This window comes from Luteimonas chenhongjianii, from assembly GCF_002327105.1.
Taxonomy (GTDB): Bacteria; Pseudomonadota; Gammaproteobacteria; order Xanthomonadales; family Xanthomonadaceae; genus Luteimonas; species Luteimonas chenhongjianii.
On record NZ_CP023406.1, the window covers coordinates 1,913,487 to 1,929,615 of the forward strand.

14 protein-coding genes are annotated in these 16,129 nt (G+C 67.0%); 5 read left to right on the top strand and 9 right to left on the bottom strand.

Annotated features, from left to right (window positions below; genetic code table 11):
• Nucleotides 1-218 precede the first annotated feature (218 nt).
• Nucleotides 219-551: a ribonuclease E inhibitor RraB gene (locus tag CNR27_RS08770; protein ID WP_157745347.1), complete on the top strand. Its 333-nt coding sequence runs from the start codon at nt 219-221 to the stop codon at nt 549-551.
• A gap of 114 nt (nt 552-665) precedes the next feature.
• Here the strand turns inward: CNR27_RS08770 and CNR27_RS08775 are convergent, their stop codons facing one another.
• The 3 genes from CNR27_RS08775 to CNR27_RS08785 all read right to left on the bottom strand — a co-directional run bounded on the left by CNR27_RS08775 (nt 666) and on the right by CNR27_RS08785 (nt 3,522).
• Nucleotides 666-1,358: a transposase gene (locus tag CNR27_RS08775; protein WP_096298019.1), complete on the bottom strand. Its 693-nt coding sequence runs from the start codon at nt 1,356-1,358 to the stop codon at nt 666-668.
• Between the two features lie 358 nt (nt 1,359-1,716).
• Nucleotides 1,717-2,733: a phosphogluconate dehydrogenase (NAD(+)-dependent, decarboxylating) gene (gnd, locus tag CNR27_RS08780; RefSeq protein WP_281253082.1), complete on the bottom strand. Its 1,017-nt coding sequence runs from the start codon at nt 2,731-2,733 to the stop codon at nt 1,717-1,719.
• Between the two features lie 144 nt (nt 2,734-2,877).
• A complete protein-coding gene (locus CNR27_RS08785; protein ID WP_342744096.1) occupies nt 2,878-3,522 on the bottom strand; it encodes a transposase in 645 nt (214 codons plus the stop codon).
• On the opposite strand from CNR27_RS08785, the gene CNR27_RS15720 reads away from it, so the two are divergent.
• Both CNR27_RS15720 and CNR27_RS08790 read left to right on the top strand, forming a co-directional pair.
• A complete protein-coding gene (locus CNR27_RS15720) occupies nt 3,415-3,663 on the top strand; it encodes a hypothetical protein (protein ID WP_245815826.1) in 249 nt (82 codons plus the stop codon). The two genes, CNR27_RS08785 and CNR27_RS15720, sit on opposite strands and share 108 nt — an antisense overlap.
• Nucleotides 3,664-3,803: 140 nt before the next feature.
• The gene (locus tag CNR27_RS08790) at nt 3,804-4,550 is read left to right on the top strand and encodes a hypothetical protein (RefSeq protein ID WP_096298024.1); all 747 of its coding nucleotides are present in this window, start codon (nt 3,804-3,806) and stop codon (nt 4,548-4,550) included.
• A gap of 188 nt (nt 4,551-4,738) precedes the next feature.
• Here the strand turns inward: CNR27_RS08790 and CNR27_RS08795 are convergent, their stop codons facing one another.
• The 4 genes from CNR27_RS08795 to CNR27_RS08810 form a co-directional block, all read right to left on the bottom strand.
• On the bottom strand, nt 4,739-5,920 hold the full coding sequence (locus CNR27_RS08795; RefSeq protein ID WP_096298026.1) for a cation:proton antiporter: 1,182 nt from the start codon (nt 5,918-5,920) through the stop codon (nt 4,739-4,741).
• A gap of 123 nt (nt 5,921-6,043) precedes the next feature.
• A complete protein-coding gene (locus CNR27_RS08800) occupies nt 6,044-7,111 on the bottom strand; it encodes a linear amide C-N hydrolase (RefSeq protein ID WP_096300468.1) in 1,068 nt (355 codons plus the stop codon).
• Nucleotides 7,112-7,943: 832 nt separating this feature from the next.
• Nucleotides 7,944-9,839, bottom strand: coding sequence for an FUSC family protein (locus CNR27_RS08805; protein ID WP_157745350.1), 1,896 nt, complete (start codon nt 9,837-9,839; stop codon nt 7,944-7,946).
• 250 nt (nt 9,840-10,089) lie between these two features.
• A complete protein-coding gene (locus CNR27_RS08810) occupies nt 10,090-11,832 on the bottom strand; it encodes a Na+/H+ antiporter (protein ID WP_096298030.1) in 1,743 nt (580 codons plus the stop codon).
• A 167-nt stretch (nt 11,833-11,999) separates the two neighbouring features.
• Here CNR27_RS08810 and CNR27_RS15275 point away from each other — a divergent pair, with 167 nt between their 5' ends.
• On the top strand, nt 12,000-12,518 hold the full coding sequence (locus CNR27_RS15275) for a hypothetical protein (protein WP_157745353.1): 519 nt from the start codon (nt 12,000-12,002) through the stop codon (nt 12,516-12,518).
• 72 nt (nt 12,519-12,590) lie between these two features.
• Nucleotides 12,591-12,878, top strand: a complete 288-nt coding sequence (locus CNR27_RS15280; RefSeq protein WP_157745355.1) for a hypothetical protein — start codon at nt 12,591-12,593, stop codon at nt 12,876-12,878.
• An 81-nt stretch (nt 12,879-12,959) separates the two neighbouring features.
• Here CNR27_RS15280 and CNR27_RS08815 read toward each other — a convergent pair whose 3' ends face one another.
• Nucleotides 12,960-14,315 carry a serine hydrolase domain-containing protein gene (locus CNR27_RS08815; protein ID WP_096298032.1) on the bottom strand — a complete coding sequence of 452 codons (1,356 nt, stop codon included), beginning with the start codon at nt 14,313-14,315 and terminating at the stop codon, nt 12,960-12,962.
• A complete protein-coding gene (locus CNR27_RS08820; RefSeq protein ID WP_157745358.1) occupies nt 14,296-15,741 on the bottom strand; it encodes an alginate export family protein in 1,446 nt (481 codons plus the stop codon). Before CNR27_RS08820 ends, CNR27_RS08815 begins: the two co-directional genes overlap by 20 nt.
• Between the last annotated feature and the right edge of the window lie 388 nt (nt 15,742-16,129).

Below are 16,129 nucleotides of genomic sequence, written 5' to 3' on the forward strand. Positions count from 1 at the left end.
TCGGGCTAACGGGGTCAGGTTCACTTACCGGGTCGGTCGGGAGTCAGTATCTTGTGCCGGGCTTGCAGGGGCGGTGAACCTGACCCGCTTGCGAGCCCGTAAGCGGACTCCGTTACCCATTACGCCCCGGTAGGCAGACAGCAGCCGATGCCCGATACTCGCCCTGCGCCACATCCAGGCGCCAGCACGGCGTGCCCGGTTTCATGATTACAAAGGAAATGATGCAGGCGTTTTTCTCCGACACGCGGCAGAAGAACATCGAGGCGGGCGAGAGCTGGAGCATCGACGAGGTCTGCCGCTGGTCGTACTTCTTCGTCGACGAGGATGGCGAAGCGCTGCTTCCGGTGGCGCAACACATGGAGTCGCTGGGCTATACGGTGGTCGGCATCACCGAGCCGGACGGCGAAGAGGATCCGTTCTTCTACCTGCAGGTGGACAAACTCGAGCAGCACACCCCGGAATCGCTGCAGGCAAGGGTTGAAGCGCTTTACGCCATCGCCGAGCAGTTCGAGATTGCCGACTACGATGGCATGAACGTGGTCGCTGCCTGAGGGTGCCGGCTGGGCGGGCTGGTGTCCGTGCCCACCTCGTCCGATATCGGGTGAGTGCGAATAGCGGAAGTAACGGTGCCAGGTTCATTTGTCCTTCCAATAACGGGAGCAGGTTCACTTATCCGCCTTGCTCGGTCGATGAGCAGGACGAACGCCGGCGAAGCGTTCTGTCTTTGCTTCCACCATGGCGCGGAAGTCGTCGCGGCCCCATGCGCGCTGTTGCTGGAGGTAGCACCTGATCTCGGCCAACTCGTCGTGGCCGATGGCTTCGTCCAGAAGCCCCCGCCACGCCTGGGCGCGTGCTTGCGTGTTCTCGCCAAGCGCTTGCCACGCAGGGTGTGGGCTGAGCAACGAGCGGGTGCGCTGTCCCAGATGGGCCGCGCAACTTGACCATCGGTAGGCGGCGGGATCATCGATGATGCGCGCGCGCACGGGGTTGAGTTCGATATAGCGCTGGCAGGTCAGCAGGTAACGCTCGCTGTCGACAAGGCATGCCTTGTAGCGGCCTTCCCAGAGCGTGCCGGTGCGGCGGTGGCGGGCGTTGAACTGGCCGACATACTGCCGCCCGAGCCGCTGCATGCATCGGGCGATGTCCCCGGCGGCTGCGGGCGTGGCCAGCAGATGCACGTGGTTGTCCATCAGCACGTAGGCGTGCAGTTGAACGCCGGTGGCAAGCAAAGCGTCCCGCAGCAGGGTGAGGTAGTGCAGCCGGTCGTCATCGTCGAGAAAGCACGGCAACCTGTTGTTGCCACGCTGCACGACGTGCTGGGGAATGCCGGGGAGATCAAAGCGGGGTAGGCGGGCCATGCCGGCCAGCGTGAAGCGTCAGTTGCTTGGCTTTGATCAGCGAATCCCGCTTGGCACGCGTCGAACATGCGGATGCTGTGTCAGAGAAGTAAACCCGGCTCCGTTACGTCAGATGCGCCGCGCAGGTACCTGCAGCGCGGCGGGTCCTGGGTTCGACGATTACGCTGAAGTCGTCGCGGCCCTTGGCGCGCGGTCGCAGAGACTCGCGGATCCCGTCGAACAGCTGTCCGGCCAGCGCTTCGTCCGGCGGGCCGCGCCAGATGGCGACCGCACGTCTTAGCGGTCACATGCGCCGGCCCGGGCTACTGCGTGAGCGTGTGCCGTGCGGGTTTCCGGCATGTCCCTGGACCGTTGTCGATTACTGCGGCATCTCGACATGCCCACCGAAGCCGAAGCGCATCGCCGACAGCAGCTGATCGCCGAAGGTGGTATCGACGCGGCTGCGATAGCGGGCAAACAACGCGGCAGAGAGCACGTAGGCGGGCACGGCCTCTTCCATCGCGGCGTCGATCGTCCACTGACCTTCGCCGGAGTCGGAGACGTTTCCCGAGAATCCGGCGAGACGCGGGTCATCGGCAAGGGCCGATGCGCACAGGTCGAGCAGCCACGAGGAGATCACGCTGCCCCGCCGCCAGACCTCCGCAACCTCCGCCAGATCGATATCGAACCGCTCCTCCTCGGGCAGCTTCTCCGATGCCTTGCCCTTGAGGATGTCGAAGCCCTCGGCGTAGGCCTGCATCAGACCGTACTCGATGCCGTTGTGGACCATCTTGACGAAGTGGCCTGCGCCGGCGGGTCCCGCATGGATGTAACCGCGCTCGGACGGTTTGACGGGGCCGCTGCGGCCGCGGGTACGGAGCAACTCGCCATGGCCCGGTGCCAGCGTTTCGAAGATCGGATCGAGACGTTCGACCACCGCTTTCTCGCCGCCGATCATCATGCAGTAGCCGCGTTCCAGCCCCCAGACGCCGCCCGAGGTGCCGACATCGACATAGTGGAGATGTTGCATGGCGCAGGCCTTGGCCCGGCGGATGTCGTCCTTGTAGAAGCTGTTACCGCCGTCGATGAAGATGTCGCCGGGCGCGGCAAGCGGAATCAGCGCCTCGATCGTGGACTCGGTAGTGGCGCCCGCCGGCAGCATGATCCAGAAAATACGGGGTTCCCGCAGTCGGGCGGCCAGCTCGTCGAGCGACCTGGTGACTGCGATGCCTTCATCAGCCAGCGCGCTGGTGGCTGCCGTGTTCTGGTCGAAGCCCACGACGTCGTGGCCGCCGCGCATCAAACGACGCGCGATATTGCCGCCCATCCGGCCAAGGCCGATCACTCCGATCTGCATGGTGCCTGTCTCCCTCGAAAAAGCGGTTCCTGGGTCAATGCGTCTGCAGCCGGGTGGATGATGGCTGCGCTGCTGCAACGGTGCCCCGAGCGGGCACGGGCTGCAAGGCGGATCGTCGCACAACGGTGCCAGGTGGCACTTCTCCGCTTTGATGAGCGATGCGGGGGAGTAACGGGGTCAGGTTCACCTATCCGTCTTGCTTGGTCGATGAGCAGGACGGACGCCAGCGAAACGTCTGGTTTTGGCTTCGACCATGGCGCGGAAATCGTCGCGGCCCCAGGCGCGCTGTTGTTGCAGGTACTCGCGGATCGCGGTGAGGTCTTCTCCGTTCACGGCTTCGTCGAGCATCTCCCGCCAACGGCGTGCACGCATTAACGGATCGGTATCGAGTGCCAGCCAGGCCGGGTGGGGCGTCAGCATCGATCCGTTGCGTTGGCCCAGATGGGCGGCGCAACTGGACCAGCGCCAGGCGGCCGCATCGTCGGTGATGCGGGCACGTACTGGATTGAGTTCGATGTAGCGCTGGCAGGTCAGCACGTAACGCTCGCTATCGACAAGACACGACTTGTAGCGGCCCTCCCAAAGCGTGCCGGTGCGACGGTGACGGGCATTGAACAAACCGGCGTACTGGCGTCCAAGCCGCTGCATGAGTCGCCCGATATCGCCAGCTGTGGTCGGCGTGGCCAATAAATGCTCGTGGTTGTCCATCAGAACGTAGGCATGCAGCTGCACGCCGGTCGCCATCAGCGCCTCCTGCAGGGCCTGCAGATACCGCAGGTGGTCACCATCGTCGAGGAAGCACGGCAGGCGATTGTTGCCGCGCTGCACGATGTGCTGCGGAATGTCGGGCAGATCGAGGCGGGGCAGGCGAGCCATTCGGGTCAGCGTGGCACTCCGGACGCGGCGCGCGCATCGGTGGACTCCGCAGAAGGCTGGCCGATCAAACGATCGAAGCGTCGGGGAAAGTGAACATGACCCCGTTCGGCCGCCCGCCGGAAATGTAAGTCCAGGCATCATCGCGCTTGCCAACATCCACATCCAACTAGGGGAAGAGAATGGCTACCCAACTAGATCCGTGCACCGCTGCCGTTACCTACCGATGGCTCGGGATGGCCGTGCTGACCGGGCTTCTGGCCCTCGCAGCGCCGGTTCTGGCCCAGCAGGTGGACGACCGCGCCTACGCATCGGATATTGCGGCCGCTGAAGCCAATGGTCGGGTCCTGTACCAGCATGCACGCGCGTTGGCGACCGTGCAGGACGTGATGCAGGAGAACCGCGCTATGCTTCGGGATCGCCGCATCGCGGGCGAGATCACGGAAGGCCGCAATGGACAGGTCGTGGTGACCGTGATCGACGCGACACCCGCGGCGCTGTACCGGGCCACGGTGGCGGCGGATGGCACGTTGGTGTCCCCGCTCACAGCGCTGCCCGAGCCATCACCGTTGTCGGCCACTGAAGCGGCGGCCGCATTGGCGCGCAGCACAGCGCTCAACGTGGACCTTCCCCGGTGCGGGCGCAACTACGGCACGATCACGCTGCCCTCCAGCAAGGACAACGAATGGGTCGTGTATCTGCTGCGCACGCCGTCACGCGGTGCAGTTCCGATCGGCGGCTCGTTTCGCGTGGAAACACGAGGTGCAGAGATGGTCGACTGGCGCCGGTATACAAACACCTGCATCACCCTCAGCCCTGCTCGTGATGCGGCGGCGATGATCATGACCCATCTGCTGGATCCGGTCGCGACCGAGGTGCACGTGTTCTGGAGCCTGTGGAGCGGCAAACCGCTCTACGTGACCACCGAAGAGGGACTGTGGAAGATTGCGGACGGCCGCATCGCGGCGGTGCAGGACGAGTAGCGGTTGCATGTCGGTGCACGCAGGCTGGGCGCGCTCGAGGTCGTCCGGTGGGCGCTAACGAGTCGGGTCCAGTTAGTCGACCGGTGCGGCCGTGCGCCGGCCCGATGCCCACAACATGCAGAGTCCTGGTTTCGACATTGACGCGAACGTGTGTTGGCCCTGGGCGTGCCTGATCTTTCCGTCCATCATCAGCCCTTCCTGGGCGGCGCAGCAGCCTTGTCGCCGCTGCGCTCGTTCTGAAGCGGATCCACACTCATCGCGCTGCGGAACACCAGCGATGGCAGCAGGGTGGTCACGGCCGCGTAGAACAGCAGGGCGCCATACAGCACCTCTGGCACGGCGAACTGCTCGCGCAGCACGGCGGCCAGCACCAGGGTAAAGATCAAGGTCGGTGACAGCGCCAGGGCCACGCGCATGCTGGAACGCAGGCTCTCGTCGAAGATCAGCCGGCGCTGCAGGATGATCCCGGCCAGGCGCAGCGGCAGCACCACCAGGGTGATCACCACGCCCCAGCCGAGTGCTTCCAGGCTCAGGGCATCGCCAGGCACTTCGGTGCCGGCGTTGAAGAAATAGAACGGAACGAAGAACGAGGAGAACAGCCGCAGCGCGTGCAGGTTGTCGTGCGAGGCCAGCAGGGGCATCCCGCGCTGCAGCCGGCGCGCCACGAGGCCGGCGATGAAGGCGCCCACCAGGTACGACACCCCCAGCCAGTAGGTGATGTAGGCCGCCAGCATGCCCACCATCACCAGCAGCGAGAACTCCGAGCCCGGGGCATGCGGCACCACCCAGCGCCCCAGGCCGATGAACAGTAGGGGCAAGCCGACCAGCATGGCGACCAGTACCAGGCTGGACATGCCCAGATGCATCGGGTCGTCGGCCTGCATCACCACGAACATCATCACCAGCGCGAACAGTTCACCGGCGATGGCCTTGTTGATGACCCAGAACTCTTCCTCCCCGGTAAGCCCCAGCTGCGGCAGGGAATCCATGATGAAGCCGGTCGAGGGCGTCAGCAGTGCCAGCGCCAGCAGGCCTGCCGCCTGCCAGGGCAGGTGGCCGTAGTGCCAGGCCAGCCAGGCCACGACCACCAGCGCGGCACTGCGGATCAGCAGGTACAGCAGCAATGGCCCGAGGCCCTTGCGCAGCTGGGCGAGGTCGACGTCCAGCCCGGCGAACAGGAACAGCGAGGAGATCCCCAGGATGGCCAGCACGTCCACCACCGGGTCATGGGCATGGCCACCCAGCCCCAGCACCGCGCCGATGCCGAAGCCCAGGCAGGTCAAGGGTGCCGGCACACTGAATCGCTGCATCGCACGCGGAATGACCAGCAGCGCGAAGATCAGCAGCAGATAGATGACATCCTGGTTCATGGGGCCGGTGCCGTTGTTGGACGAGTGCCACGCGGGGACATTTACCGACCGCTGTCGAGGGTTCTCCAGCAGTCATTGCCTCCGCCGACTTTCCCCTCGACGCGCCAGCGCCGGTGAAGGAGGTCAGGGAAACCCGGCAAACCGGAAGGGCGCCGTGGGCTTGAATTGCGCATTGACCATGCCGGAATAGATGTTGCTTTCCTCCGGACCCAGCTCGAGCTTCAGTGGGCGTCCGGTGGCAGGCGAGAAGTCGAATTGGGTCACATCGACCCAGAAGACGTTGGGCGTGATCGCAGACTCGAAGAAGTAACGCCGCCGCTTGTGGTCCGAGACGGTACGCCAGCGGGTCGATGCGATGTTGGGCTCGTCGGGTGAGCTGATGCCGAAGGGCACGGAGACGTTGCGGATCACGCTGAAGACGCTCGCGATCGTCTTCACCGGGTTGGGCGTCTTCGGGATGGTGCGCACATAGAAGGAGGCGCGCGCGAAGCGATCCGCCGCCCGGCTTGTGCCTGGAAGAAAGACCGTGCCGCCGATCTCCTGCCAGTACTCCTGCATCGCCAGCTGCTTCTCGAATGCGGGCGAGTTGGTCATCACCTGGTAGGCGCGACTGTGGTGGATGGTTTGCCGGCCATCCACATACTCGATGATTGCGCTGTCCCCGCCTGCATCGGAGAGCGAAAGATGGACGGTGGCAACACCGCCCAGGCCGGGGAGTTTGCCGCTGACGAGGATGAAAGGCTCGGCCTGGAGCGCTTGGACCGCCTCCTGGACCGTGGCGAAATTGTCCAGCACGTACTGGGCCCACGCGGCGATGCTGAGGCCCGGCCGGCTGCCTTCAAAGGCGGGATAGGAGGATTCCTCGAGCCACAGCGCGTTGGCGACCAGCCCGGCTTCGTTCATCCCGTCGGCGGTCGAATTCTCGTAGGTGGCTGCAATGACACTCCCGTATCGGGAGGTCCATCGGATCGAATTGGGGCCCACTTCGCCCGACCGCTGCATGCCCCGAGGGAAGGCCCAGAGATTGGTCGGCATTTCAGCGTCCCAGTCCATGGAGCGGGCGGTCACGACCTGGTCGTCCGCGCCCAGATAGACGAGGCGCGAGCAGGCCTGCGCCACCGGCGGAAGGGCGGTGGCCGCCAACAGGAACAGCCCCAGTCCATACCGCAACGCCAACGGAATCGTGCGCATGACGAGCTCCAAATACGGAACGTATCCAGGACATATCGGTTGCGGGCGACCGCTTACTGGCGACACGGCACGCTCACAGTGGCCGGTGTCCTGGTGAACCGGCCGTCAAGCGATCACCGGCAGGAATTGCCTGCAGTCGCGTGATCCGTAGTCGTGACACCAGGCGCGTTGGAACAATGTCTGGCCCGGCAAACTTGTTCCGTCCATGACGACTCAGGTTATCAACCGCGTCCTGGTGGGGAAGCGTGACGAAAAGGTGTCAGGGACCTCCAAACCTGTTCACTTCGTTACGGCGGGACCCAGCCATCAGCTGCTCGCGCCGGCCCCCGGAGCGGGTGGTTAACGGGGTCAGGTTCCCCCAATCGACTGGGTTCCGACGCGAGCGGTGTGCCGGCCGGATGCCGGCGAAGCGTCGGGTCTTGGCTTCGTCCGTGGCGCGGAAGTCGTCCGGCCCCGTGCGCGTTGTTGCTGCAGGGAGTTGCGGATCTCGGTCAAGGCGTCCTCGGAGAGCGCGTCGAGAAGGAGAGCCCGGTAACAGTGCGACCGCTCAGTCGGGGTGGAACCGAGCGCGAGCCACGCCGGTTGCGGGCTGAGGGCGGAGTGGGGCCGCAGCCCCAGGCTCGCCGCGCAGCCCGACCAGCGATATTCAGCCGGGTCATCCACCTGCCGTCGGCGTAGCTTGCGAACGCGGGTTTATGCGCATCCGGTGCGTGCTGAACCCATGGGTCGGCTGAGGCCAAGGCGAAGTGCAGGACGTGAACCCGACCCCGTTCGCCGTTCGCTGCCCCCGTTTGCGCGTGATGTCCCTGGCACCTTCGCATTGATACCCTTTTCACACACTGCCCCTATCCCCGAGTGGGCCGACCCGGCCTTTCGCCCCATCCTCCTCAAGGCTCTCCGACAGGATCTGGAGGGCATGCCGGACCGCCTCGTCGGGAATCGCTGCGGCGGCCTGACGTTCGGCGAACCGGCGTTCGGCTGCGGCGGCGGACGCTTCGGCGTCCCCCGTGCCCCCCGGGTCCTGCACGGCCTGCAGCCGCGCGGCGACGGCGCGCAATTGCTGCGCTTCGGCGGGCGTCGGGGCGCGATAGCGCAAGGCATGTTCGAGCAGGTGCGCGGCATGGGCTAGGAGATAGCTGCGCCGCAGGCCTTCGTCGGTGCTGGCTTGGGATGTACCGAAGTGCCAGACGCTGCGAAACGGCTCGTAGGCATTGAGGACAGCAGCGAAGGCCAGGTCCACCGCGCGGGCAGCGGACGGGACGGAGCTTCTGGCGGCGTCGTCGGAAGCCACGCCAGCCAGCGCTTCCAGCAACTCCTGCAGCGCGGCCCGCAGACGGTTCTTGGCCTGTTCCACGGCGCGATGCGTGCCGATCGGCAGGACCGCCAGCGCACAGAAGATGCCGGCGGCGGCGCCGATGACCGTTTCCTCCAGCCGCAGCACCAGCAGTCTGGGCGTGAAGATGCCGACCAGGCCGTAGGCCAGCGCGATCGCGACGTTGATGCAGATATTCATCCCGGCATAGGAGATGCGTGCCAGGTAGACGACGCCGAACACCGACAGCGCCACCAGCAACACCGTCAGGTACAGGTCGCCGCCGAGCAGTGTGGCGAGCCCGATGCCCACGACGATGCCCGCCAGGGTGCCCATCGCCCGGTTCAGGGCACGGACCGTGACCGCGCCTGTGTTCTGCGTGTTCATGAAGACCAGGAAGGCCGCCAGCACCGCCCAGAACCAGCGATCGGAGGAGATCAGGCGGCCGCCGACCATGGCGATCGCGCAGGCCAGGGTGGCCTGGATGGCGATGCGCAACTGCGGGTCCTCGAGCCACTGGCCGCGCTCGGGCCAGGGCGTGGCGCCGGCCGCGGCACCACCGGCCGGGCCCGCCCCGTCGGGAAAGGTGGCCGGCAAGGTGGCAACGGCCGTTGCGAGCCCGGTTTCCGCCTCCTGCATGGTCTGCAACTGCCGCGCGACGGCTGCGTGGGCATCGGGACGGCGCGAGGCTTGGCTCGATGCGCAGTAGAGCGCGCTCTCCAATGCCAGTTGGAGATCCAGCAGCCGCAGCGTCACAGCGCGGGTTGCCTCGGCGCCGGGCCCCTCCAGTTGCATGGGCAGGTAGTCCAGGCACATGCGGATATCGCTGCGCAGCCGACGGGCAAGCCCCAAGGCCTCCTTCCAGTGCAGGTCGCGCTGGTCCGCCTGGAGCGTTCCGAGCATGTGTCGCAACTGCCGGGAGATGTCGGTGGTCGCGGTCACCACCCGTCGGAATGCGCGCGGCGGCCGGGTCGGCATCAGGTAGCTCTGGACCAGGTGCGCGACCAGCCCGGACACGCCCAGCACCAGCGCGATCTGCGGCAGCTGCGCTTCCGGCGCTTTCAGGAACGAGCCGACCACCGCGCACATGAAGGCGAACATGCCCACCGCCTGCCAGCGGGGACCCAGGCGGCGTGCGCAGGTGGCAAGGAAGACGGTCACCAGCAGCAATGCGTCGATGCGCAGCAGGGACGCTCCCGCAGCCGCAATGCCGGCGATTGCAGCGAATCCGCCCAGAGCGGCGTAGAACCGTGTAAGGGCACGGTCTGCGCGCGTCCGGTCCCTGACCTGGATGGCGCTCTGGATGGCCGTGATCATGCCGAGTACATAAGACGGGGCATGCAGGGGAATCCAGTGATCCAGCGCCCACAGAACCAGGCACACCATCGCCAGGGTCAGCATCACGCGCAGGCCCATGCGGAATCCCACCCCGCCGGGATCCAGCGACATCAAGTACAGCCTGAGCGTGGCGGTCATCGGGTCGTCCTGCGGGCAAGGTCCGGAGGTGGGATGCGTGCATCGTGAGGGGATTGCGCCTGGTCCGTCGGCTCCCGACGTGGTCACGCAGCGCACGGGAAGTTGGCAGCACTGCGGGCCAGGGGACGGGCGTTGAACGGTGGAGTTGTCCCTGACGGCTGCCCACGTCGGCCCGCCGGGGACCCGGCGCTCAGCTGTCCGCGTCGGTCTCCTGGTCGGATGCTGCGGCCTCCGCTGAGACTGCGGCGGCTTCCCGCGCCATGGCCAGGCGCCTGGTCATGGCCACTTCGCTCAGGTCGAGCTCCGACACCAGCTTGCGCAGCGATTCGTCGTTGATGTGCTGCTTCTGGCGCTCGGCATACAGCGCGTCGCGTTCCACCCGCAGAGCCCGCAACCGCAGTTCCATCTCCACCACGTAACGCTCGTGCCGCCGTCGCGTGACCTCGGGCGATTCGGCCTGCGCCTCGACGGTGTCCATGGCCTCGGGCAGCAGCATGTCGATCCGGCGCCGGTACTCCTGGGTCAGCAGGCCGGCCGACTCCTGGTACTCGGCCAGCCAGTGCGGATCGGCCGACTGCACCTGGTCCTTGTCCAGCACCATGCTGGCGATCGCGGCCTTGAACGCGGCCACCCGCGCATTGCGTTCCTCGGTGACCACGCTCGGTACGCCCTGGTGCGGCAGCCGCCGGAGCAGCAGCGGCAGGCCGATGCTGCCGACCACCAGGGTGAAGAGGATGGTGCCGGTGGCCAGGAAGATCACCAGATTGCGGGCCGGAAACGGTTGGCCGTCATTGAGCATCAGCGGCAGCGACAGTGCGGCCGCCAGGGTCACCGCGCCGCGGATACCGGCCAGGGTCGACACCACGGTCAGCAGCCGCGACGGCCGCTCGGTCATCTTGCCCTCCAGGTGCGCACGCAACAGGCTGCCCTGCACGCCGAGGGTGAGCCAGATCCAGCGCAGCAGCAACAGCGCGATCGAGATGCATGCCGCGTACACGATCGGCAGCCACCAGTGCGGGCCCGCCTCCTCCAGGGTCACGCCGATGACGGTCGGCAGCTGCAGGCCCAGCAGCAGGAAGATGGCGCCGTTGAAGGCTGCCTCGATGATGGTCCAGGTGCCCTGCGACTGCATGCGTTCGGCAACGAAGTTGCTGCGGTTGAGTTCGGTGAAATTGGTGGTGACGCCGGCCGCCACCGCGGCCAGGATCCCGGAGACGCCGATGCGCTCACCGACGATGTAGGCCAGGAACGGCAGCAGCCACAGCAGCAGCACCATCTGCGTTGCGGCCAGGTCACCCAGGCGCCGCGTGACCCGGTCGCGGGCCACCGAAAACCCCCAGCCGAGCAGGGCGCCGATGCCCAGGCCACCGATCGCGATCCACATGAAGTCGCGGGCGACCTCGGTCCAGGAGAACGCACCGGTCAGCGCCGCGGCGACCGCGAACTTCAGCGCCACCAGGCCCGACGCATCGTTGAGCATCGACTCGCCTTCGAGCACATGCAGGGTGTGCGACGGCATGCCGAGGTTGCGGGTGATCGCGCTGACCGCCACCGCATCGGTCGGCGACACCACCGCGGCCAGGGCGAAGGCCACCGACAGCGGGATGCTCGGGATCAGCCAGTTCACGACATAGCCCAGACCGATCACCGTGAACAGCACCAGCCCCAGCGACAGCAGCAGGATCGGCTTGTACAGCGCGAAGAACTCGCGCTTGGGGATGCGGCGGCCGTCGGAGAACAGCAGCGGCGGGATGAACAGCAGCAGGAACAGCTCGGGATCGAAGGCGATGTGCAGGCCGCGCTGCGGCAGCGACACCGCCGCGCCCAGCGCGATCTGGATCAGCGGCAGCGGGATGCCGCGCATGTAGCGCGCGACGATGCCGGTGATCGCGCCGAGCATCAGCACCACAAGCACGGTCTCGACGGTATGCATACGCGGCCTCCGAGCAGCGGGCGTGTCGATCTTGCGCCTCCTGCGGTGCGGGGTCGTGAACGCGGGAAACGACTCAGGATCGGCGGCAAGCCCGCCGCCACCACACGCGTCGTTCGGCGCGTCGCTCCTGCATCCGGGACGCCTCCATTTTCACTGAGGCCTAGCAATTGCAGATCGCACCGACTCTGCTTGCTGCAGCTATTGCGGTCGTCCTCGTCGCCTGTGATGGCAAGAGAGATGACAAGACTGTCGACCACTGCCCACCGGCTCGTCCGCTGCCAGCAGCACCGCGCCTGCCCAGTACCGTGCTCGCGGCTACCGCCGACAGCGGTTCCACGGCCGCTCAGGCCACGGCGGGTGACATCACCATCACGGCCGATGGCGCACTCCCAGGGTTCGATCACAAGGCGCTGGAGAAAGTGGCGGACATCGAGCGCCACGAGATCAGGGCGGCCCGGCATGCGCTCGACAGGAAAAACATGAAGCCCGAGGTGCGCAGTTACGCAGAGACCCTGCTGGCCGACAGCACCGCAACCTGGCCGAGACGGAGCGGTTGCTGGGCACCTCCAGCAAGGATGGTGGAAAAGACCACGCTTCCACGTCCCCAGCGTCCACGTCGACAACGGCGTCGACCATCAGCGGACGACGTCCACCACGACTGCCCGCAGCGCTGCCAGCAGCGCTGACAGCAAGGCCGACGATGACGAGCATCGGCGCACCCGTGACGGCTGGAAGCGGACTTCCGCAAACTCGACGTAATGACCGACGATCTGTATGCCGAGGCCTTGGGTGGATCACACCATCCACGGCGAGGAGGAAGCATTGAAGCGACGGGATCGCGATATTCCGAAGGGGACTGGCTCGGCAGTGAAGTCCAAGCTGAGCAGACCCGCACGATGATCGCCAATCATCGGGAAATGGCGCGTGCGCTGAAGGCCAAGCACGGCCGATCCGGCAACCGGCGCCAACGTTTGTTTTGCAGGGGAATAGAGGTGGCCGCCGTGGCGCCCTGCCGCGGGGCCTGCAAGAACTCGGGCTCCCCGTGAACCCGATACATGACGCTGCCGACCCCAGGCCGCTGCCGCGGCCAGCTGGGTGACCGCGGACGCGCCCGCCGCCACGGCACGTTATCTGTCCGCCGCTGCCTGCAGGTAGCCGGCCAGCGCCTGGAAGGCGGGGATGGAGGTCGGGTCGATCAGCGTGTTCTGTGCCTTGGGGAACGAGGCGAACCGCACGATCACCACCTGCGCGTTGAAGTCGACGTAGATCGTCTGGCCGTGCACGCCGCGCGCGGCGATCACGTCGTGCTCGCCCGGATAGACCCACCACAGGCTGGTATAGCTGCCGCCCACCAGCGCCGGATACGCGTTGCCGAACCTGGCCGGATCGCCGCCGCCGCGGATATGGCGCACCACCTCGGCCGGGAACAGGCGCCTGCCGTTGATCACGCCCTCCTGCAGCATCAGCAGGCCAAGGCGGCCCATGTCGCGCAGGCCGGCGCTGAGCCCGCCTCCCGCATACGGCGTGCCGATCGCATCCACCGTCATGTAGGCGTCCTGCTCGGCGCCCATCGGCCGCCACAGCTGCTCCGAGGCCAGCTCGCTGACCGACTTGCCGGACACGCGCGAGACGATCCAGCCGACCATGTCGGCATCGACGGTCTTGTAGTGGAAGGCTGCCCCATTCGCGCCTTCCGGCTGCACCTGCGCGAGGTACTCGAAATAGCCGTTGGGACCGGCGTAGTCCTCTCCCTTCGGCAGCGGGCTGGCCGCCGCGGCGTACTGCCAGATGTCCGCGTCCGGATCGGCGTAGTCCTCGGAGTAGCGCACGCCGGTGGTCATGTCCATCACCTGGCGAACGGTCGCGTCCGCGTAGGCGCTGCGCGCCACTTCCGGCACGATGTCCACCACCTTCGCGTTCTCGTCGAGCCTGCCTTCGGCCACCAGGATCTGCGCCAGCAGGCCGGTCAGGGACTTGGTCATGGACATCGCGGCGTGCTTGCCGTCGTCGCCCAGGCAGCCGAAGTAGCGCTCGTAGACCACGCGGTCACGATGGAATACCAGGATGCCGTCGGTGTAGTTCGCCGCCAGCGATTGTTCCCACGTCATCGGCGGACGACCGTCGAGCGGGGTGAAGCTCAGCGCGTCAATCTCGCGCCCCAGCCGCTCCAGCTCCCGGTCGCCCACGTAGCGCAGTGGCACCGGGTCGCCGAGCCCGCGGCTGATCCCGATGGTCGGCAGCAGCTGGCGGATGTGGCACACCGACCAGCGCAGCCTGGGAAAACTGAAGTACACCGAGTCGGGCTGGGTGATGCGCTTGTCCGGCGGCGGCGGGAAGCCCTGCATCCAGCCCATCACGCGAGGATCGGACTGCGCGGCGGTGAGCGGCGCCGGTTCCGGCGGGGCGGGCTCCTGCGCCGCCACGCCCGTCGCGGCGGCGATGCCGACCAACAGGACCCACGTTCTAGTAATTGACGACGACATTGACGAATGCTCCGAGCCAGACGGGCGTGCTGCCCGGGGCCACGCGCCTGATCCCGCTGCCGGGGAACGATGCGCTCAGGCCGGTGGTGAGGAACGTCACCGGGTTGATGACGCGGCTGTACTGCACGAACACGTCGTCCGCCAGGTGCGGGCGCACCACGCCGGAGATCAGGTTGGCGGCGCTGCCGGAACCGACCACGCGCGTGGCCTGGCCGAACTGCAGCGGGCTGCCAAGCTGGTTGGCCTCCAGCCGCGCGATGCGCAGGCTGAACGTGTCGCGCTGGGTCGGGCTGATCCCGACCGCCAGCTCGGTGCTGCGCACGTTGGAGTTGATGAACACCATCGAGGACTTCGAACCGGACGACCAGGTGCTGGGGTCGCCGTCGTAATAGAGCGGATCGAACCGCTCCAGCGCCCGCGTCCGCGGGTCGTCGCCGGAAAAGGTCTTGTAGGTCAGCGACACCCACGGGGTCCAGCGCTTATCCATGAACACATAGCCGACCTGGGCGCGACCGCCCCATGCGCGCAGGTCGACCCTGCGGTTGCGCTCGATGGCGATGTCGGCCGCGCCGAACCAGTTGCGCAGCGGGCCCTCACGCAGGGTGGCGCGCAGGTACAGGTTGAGCGCGCGGGTCCCGTGCCGCCCCTCCGGGAGGATGGTCGGCGGGCCGAGGCCGTCCGGAGCGGCCTGCACGTAGGGCGAGCGCGACTCCAGCACGTGGACGAAGGTGGCACCGGCGTAGTTGCCATCGCCGCTGTCCCAGCGCAGGTCCAGGCCCGCGAGCCGGTTGTGGCCGTCGTTGGACGGCAGCTCGTTGGGCGCGAGGCGGAACGCCGTCAGCTCACTGTCGCCGAGCCGCGCGCGCGCGATGGCCGCATGCCGCCAGGCCTTGCGCGGGCCGAACTTGAGCGCACCGCGTTCGAAGCCGCTGGAGCCGCCATTGGAGATCAGCATGCCGCTGCCAAGCTCCAGCGCGCGGCCGCCGAGGGAGATGTCCCAGCGCGGGAGATCGCCCGCCTCGCGCAGGCCGAGGTAGGCATCGTCGAGGGTGGTCGCGCCGGTGTTGGTGGCGTCGAACGCATCGGTGCCACGGGTGAATGAGGCCACCGCCGACAGCTTGCCGTACACGTCGAGGTTGCCGGTGCGGTGGGTGAAGCTCACCCCGGGCGTGGCATAGCCTTCCAGCCAGGTCGTATCCGGATCGAAGCCGGCCTGGGGGTTGGTGGTGTTGGAGAGGTTCCAGAACAGGTTGCGTTCGGACACCAGGTTCAGGCCGAACTGCGCATGCCAGCGCACCGTGGTGGCGTCGGAGGTCCAGAGGGTCGTGCGATCCTGCGCCTGCGCGCCGCTGGCGCAGGCGACGCCGGCGCAGACCAGCGCGCCTGTGCGCAGCGCTACCCGGAGGTATCGGCCCAGCCTGCCCATGCCCGGTGGTCCGTTGGCACCGCCGAATAGGCGGTAGCGGGCAGCGTACGCTTGGGGCGTACGGCGGTCGTGAAGCCTCCTGCCTGAGCGTTCCACCCGGGGCGCAGGCGCGTTCACGTGGCCCAGCGGCGTCGGTTGCCGCCTTCGGGAACGTGGCAGGCGCGCGGGCACCACGCACGCGGTGAAGTCCAGGTAGATCGTCTGGCCATGCACCCCGCGCGCGGGGATGTCCTCGTGCCCGCCCGGATACACCCACCACAGGCTGGTGTAGCTGCCGCCGATCATCGTCGGGTAGGCGGTGCCGAACTGGCCCTGTCGCCGTCGCCGCGGATATGGCGCACCACCTTCGGCGGAAACAGCTGGCGGCCGTTGCTCCTGCCCTCGGTGA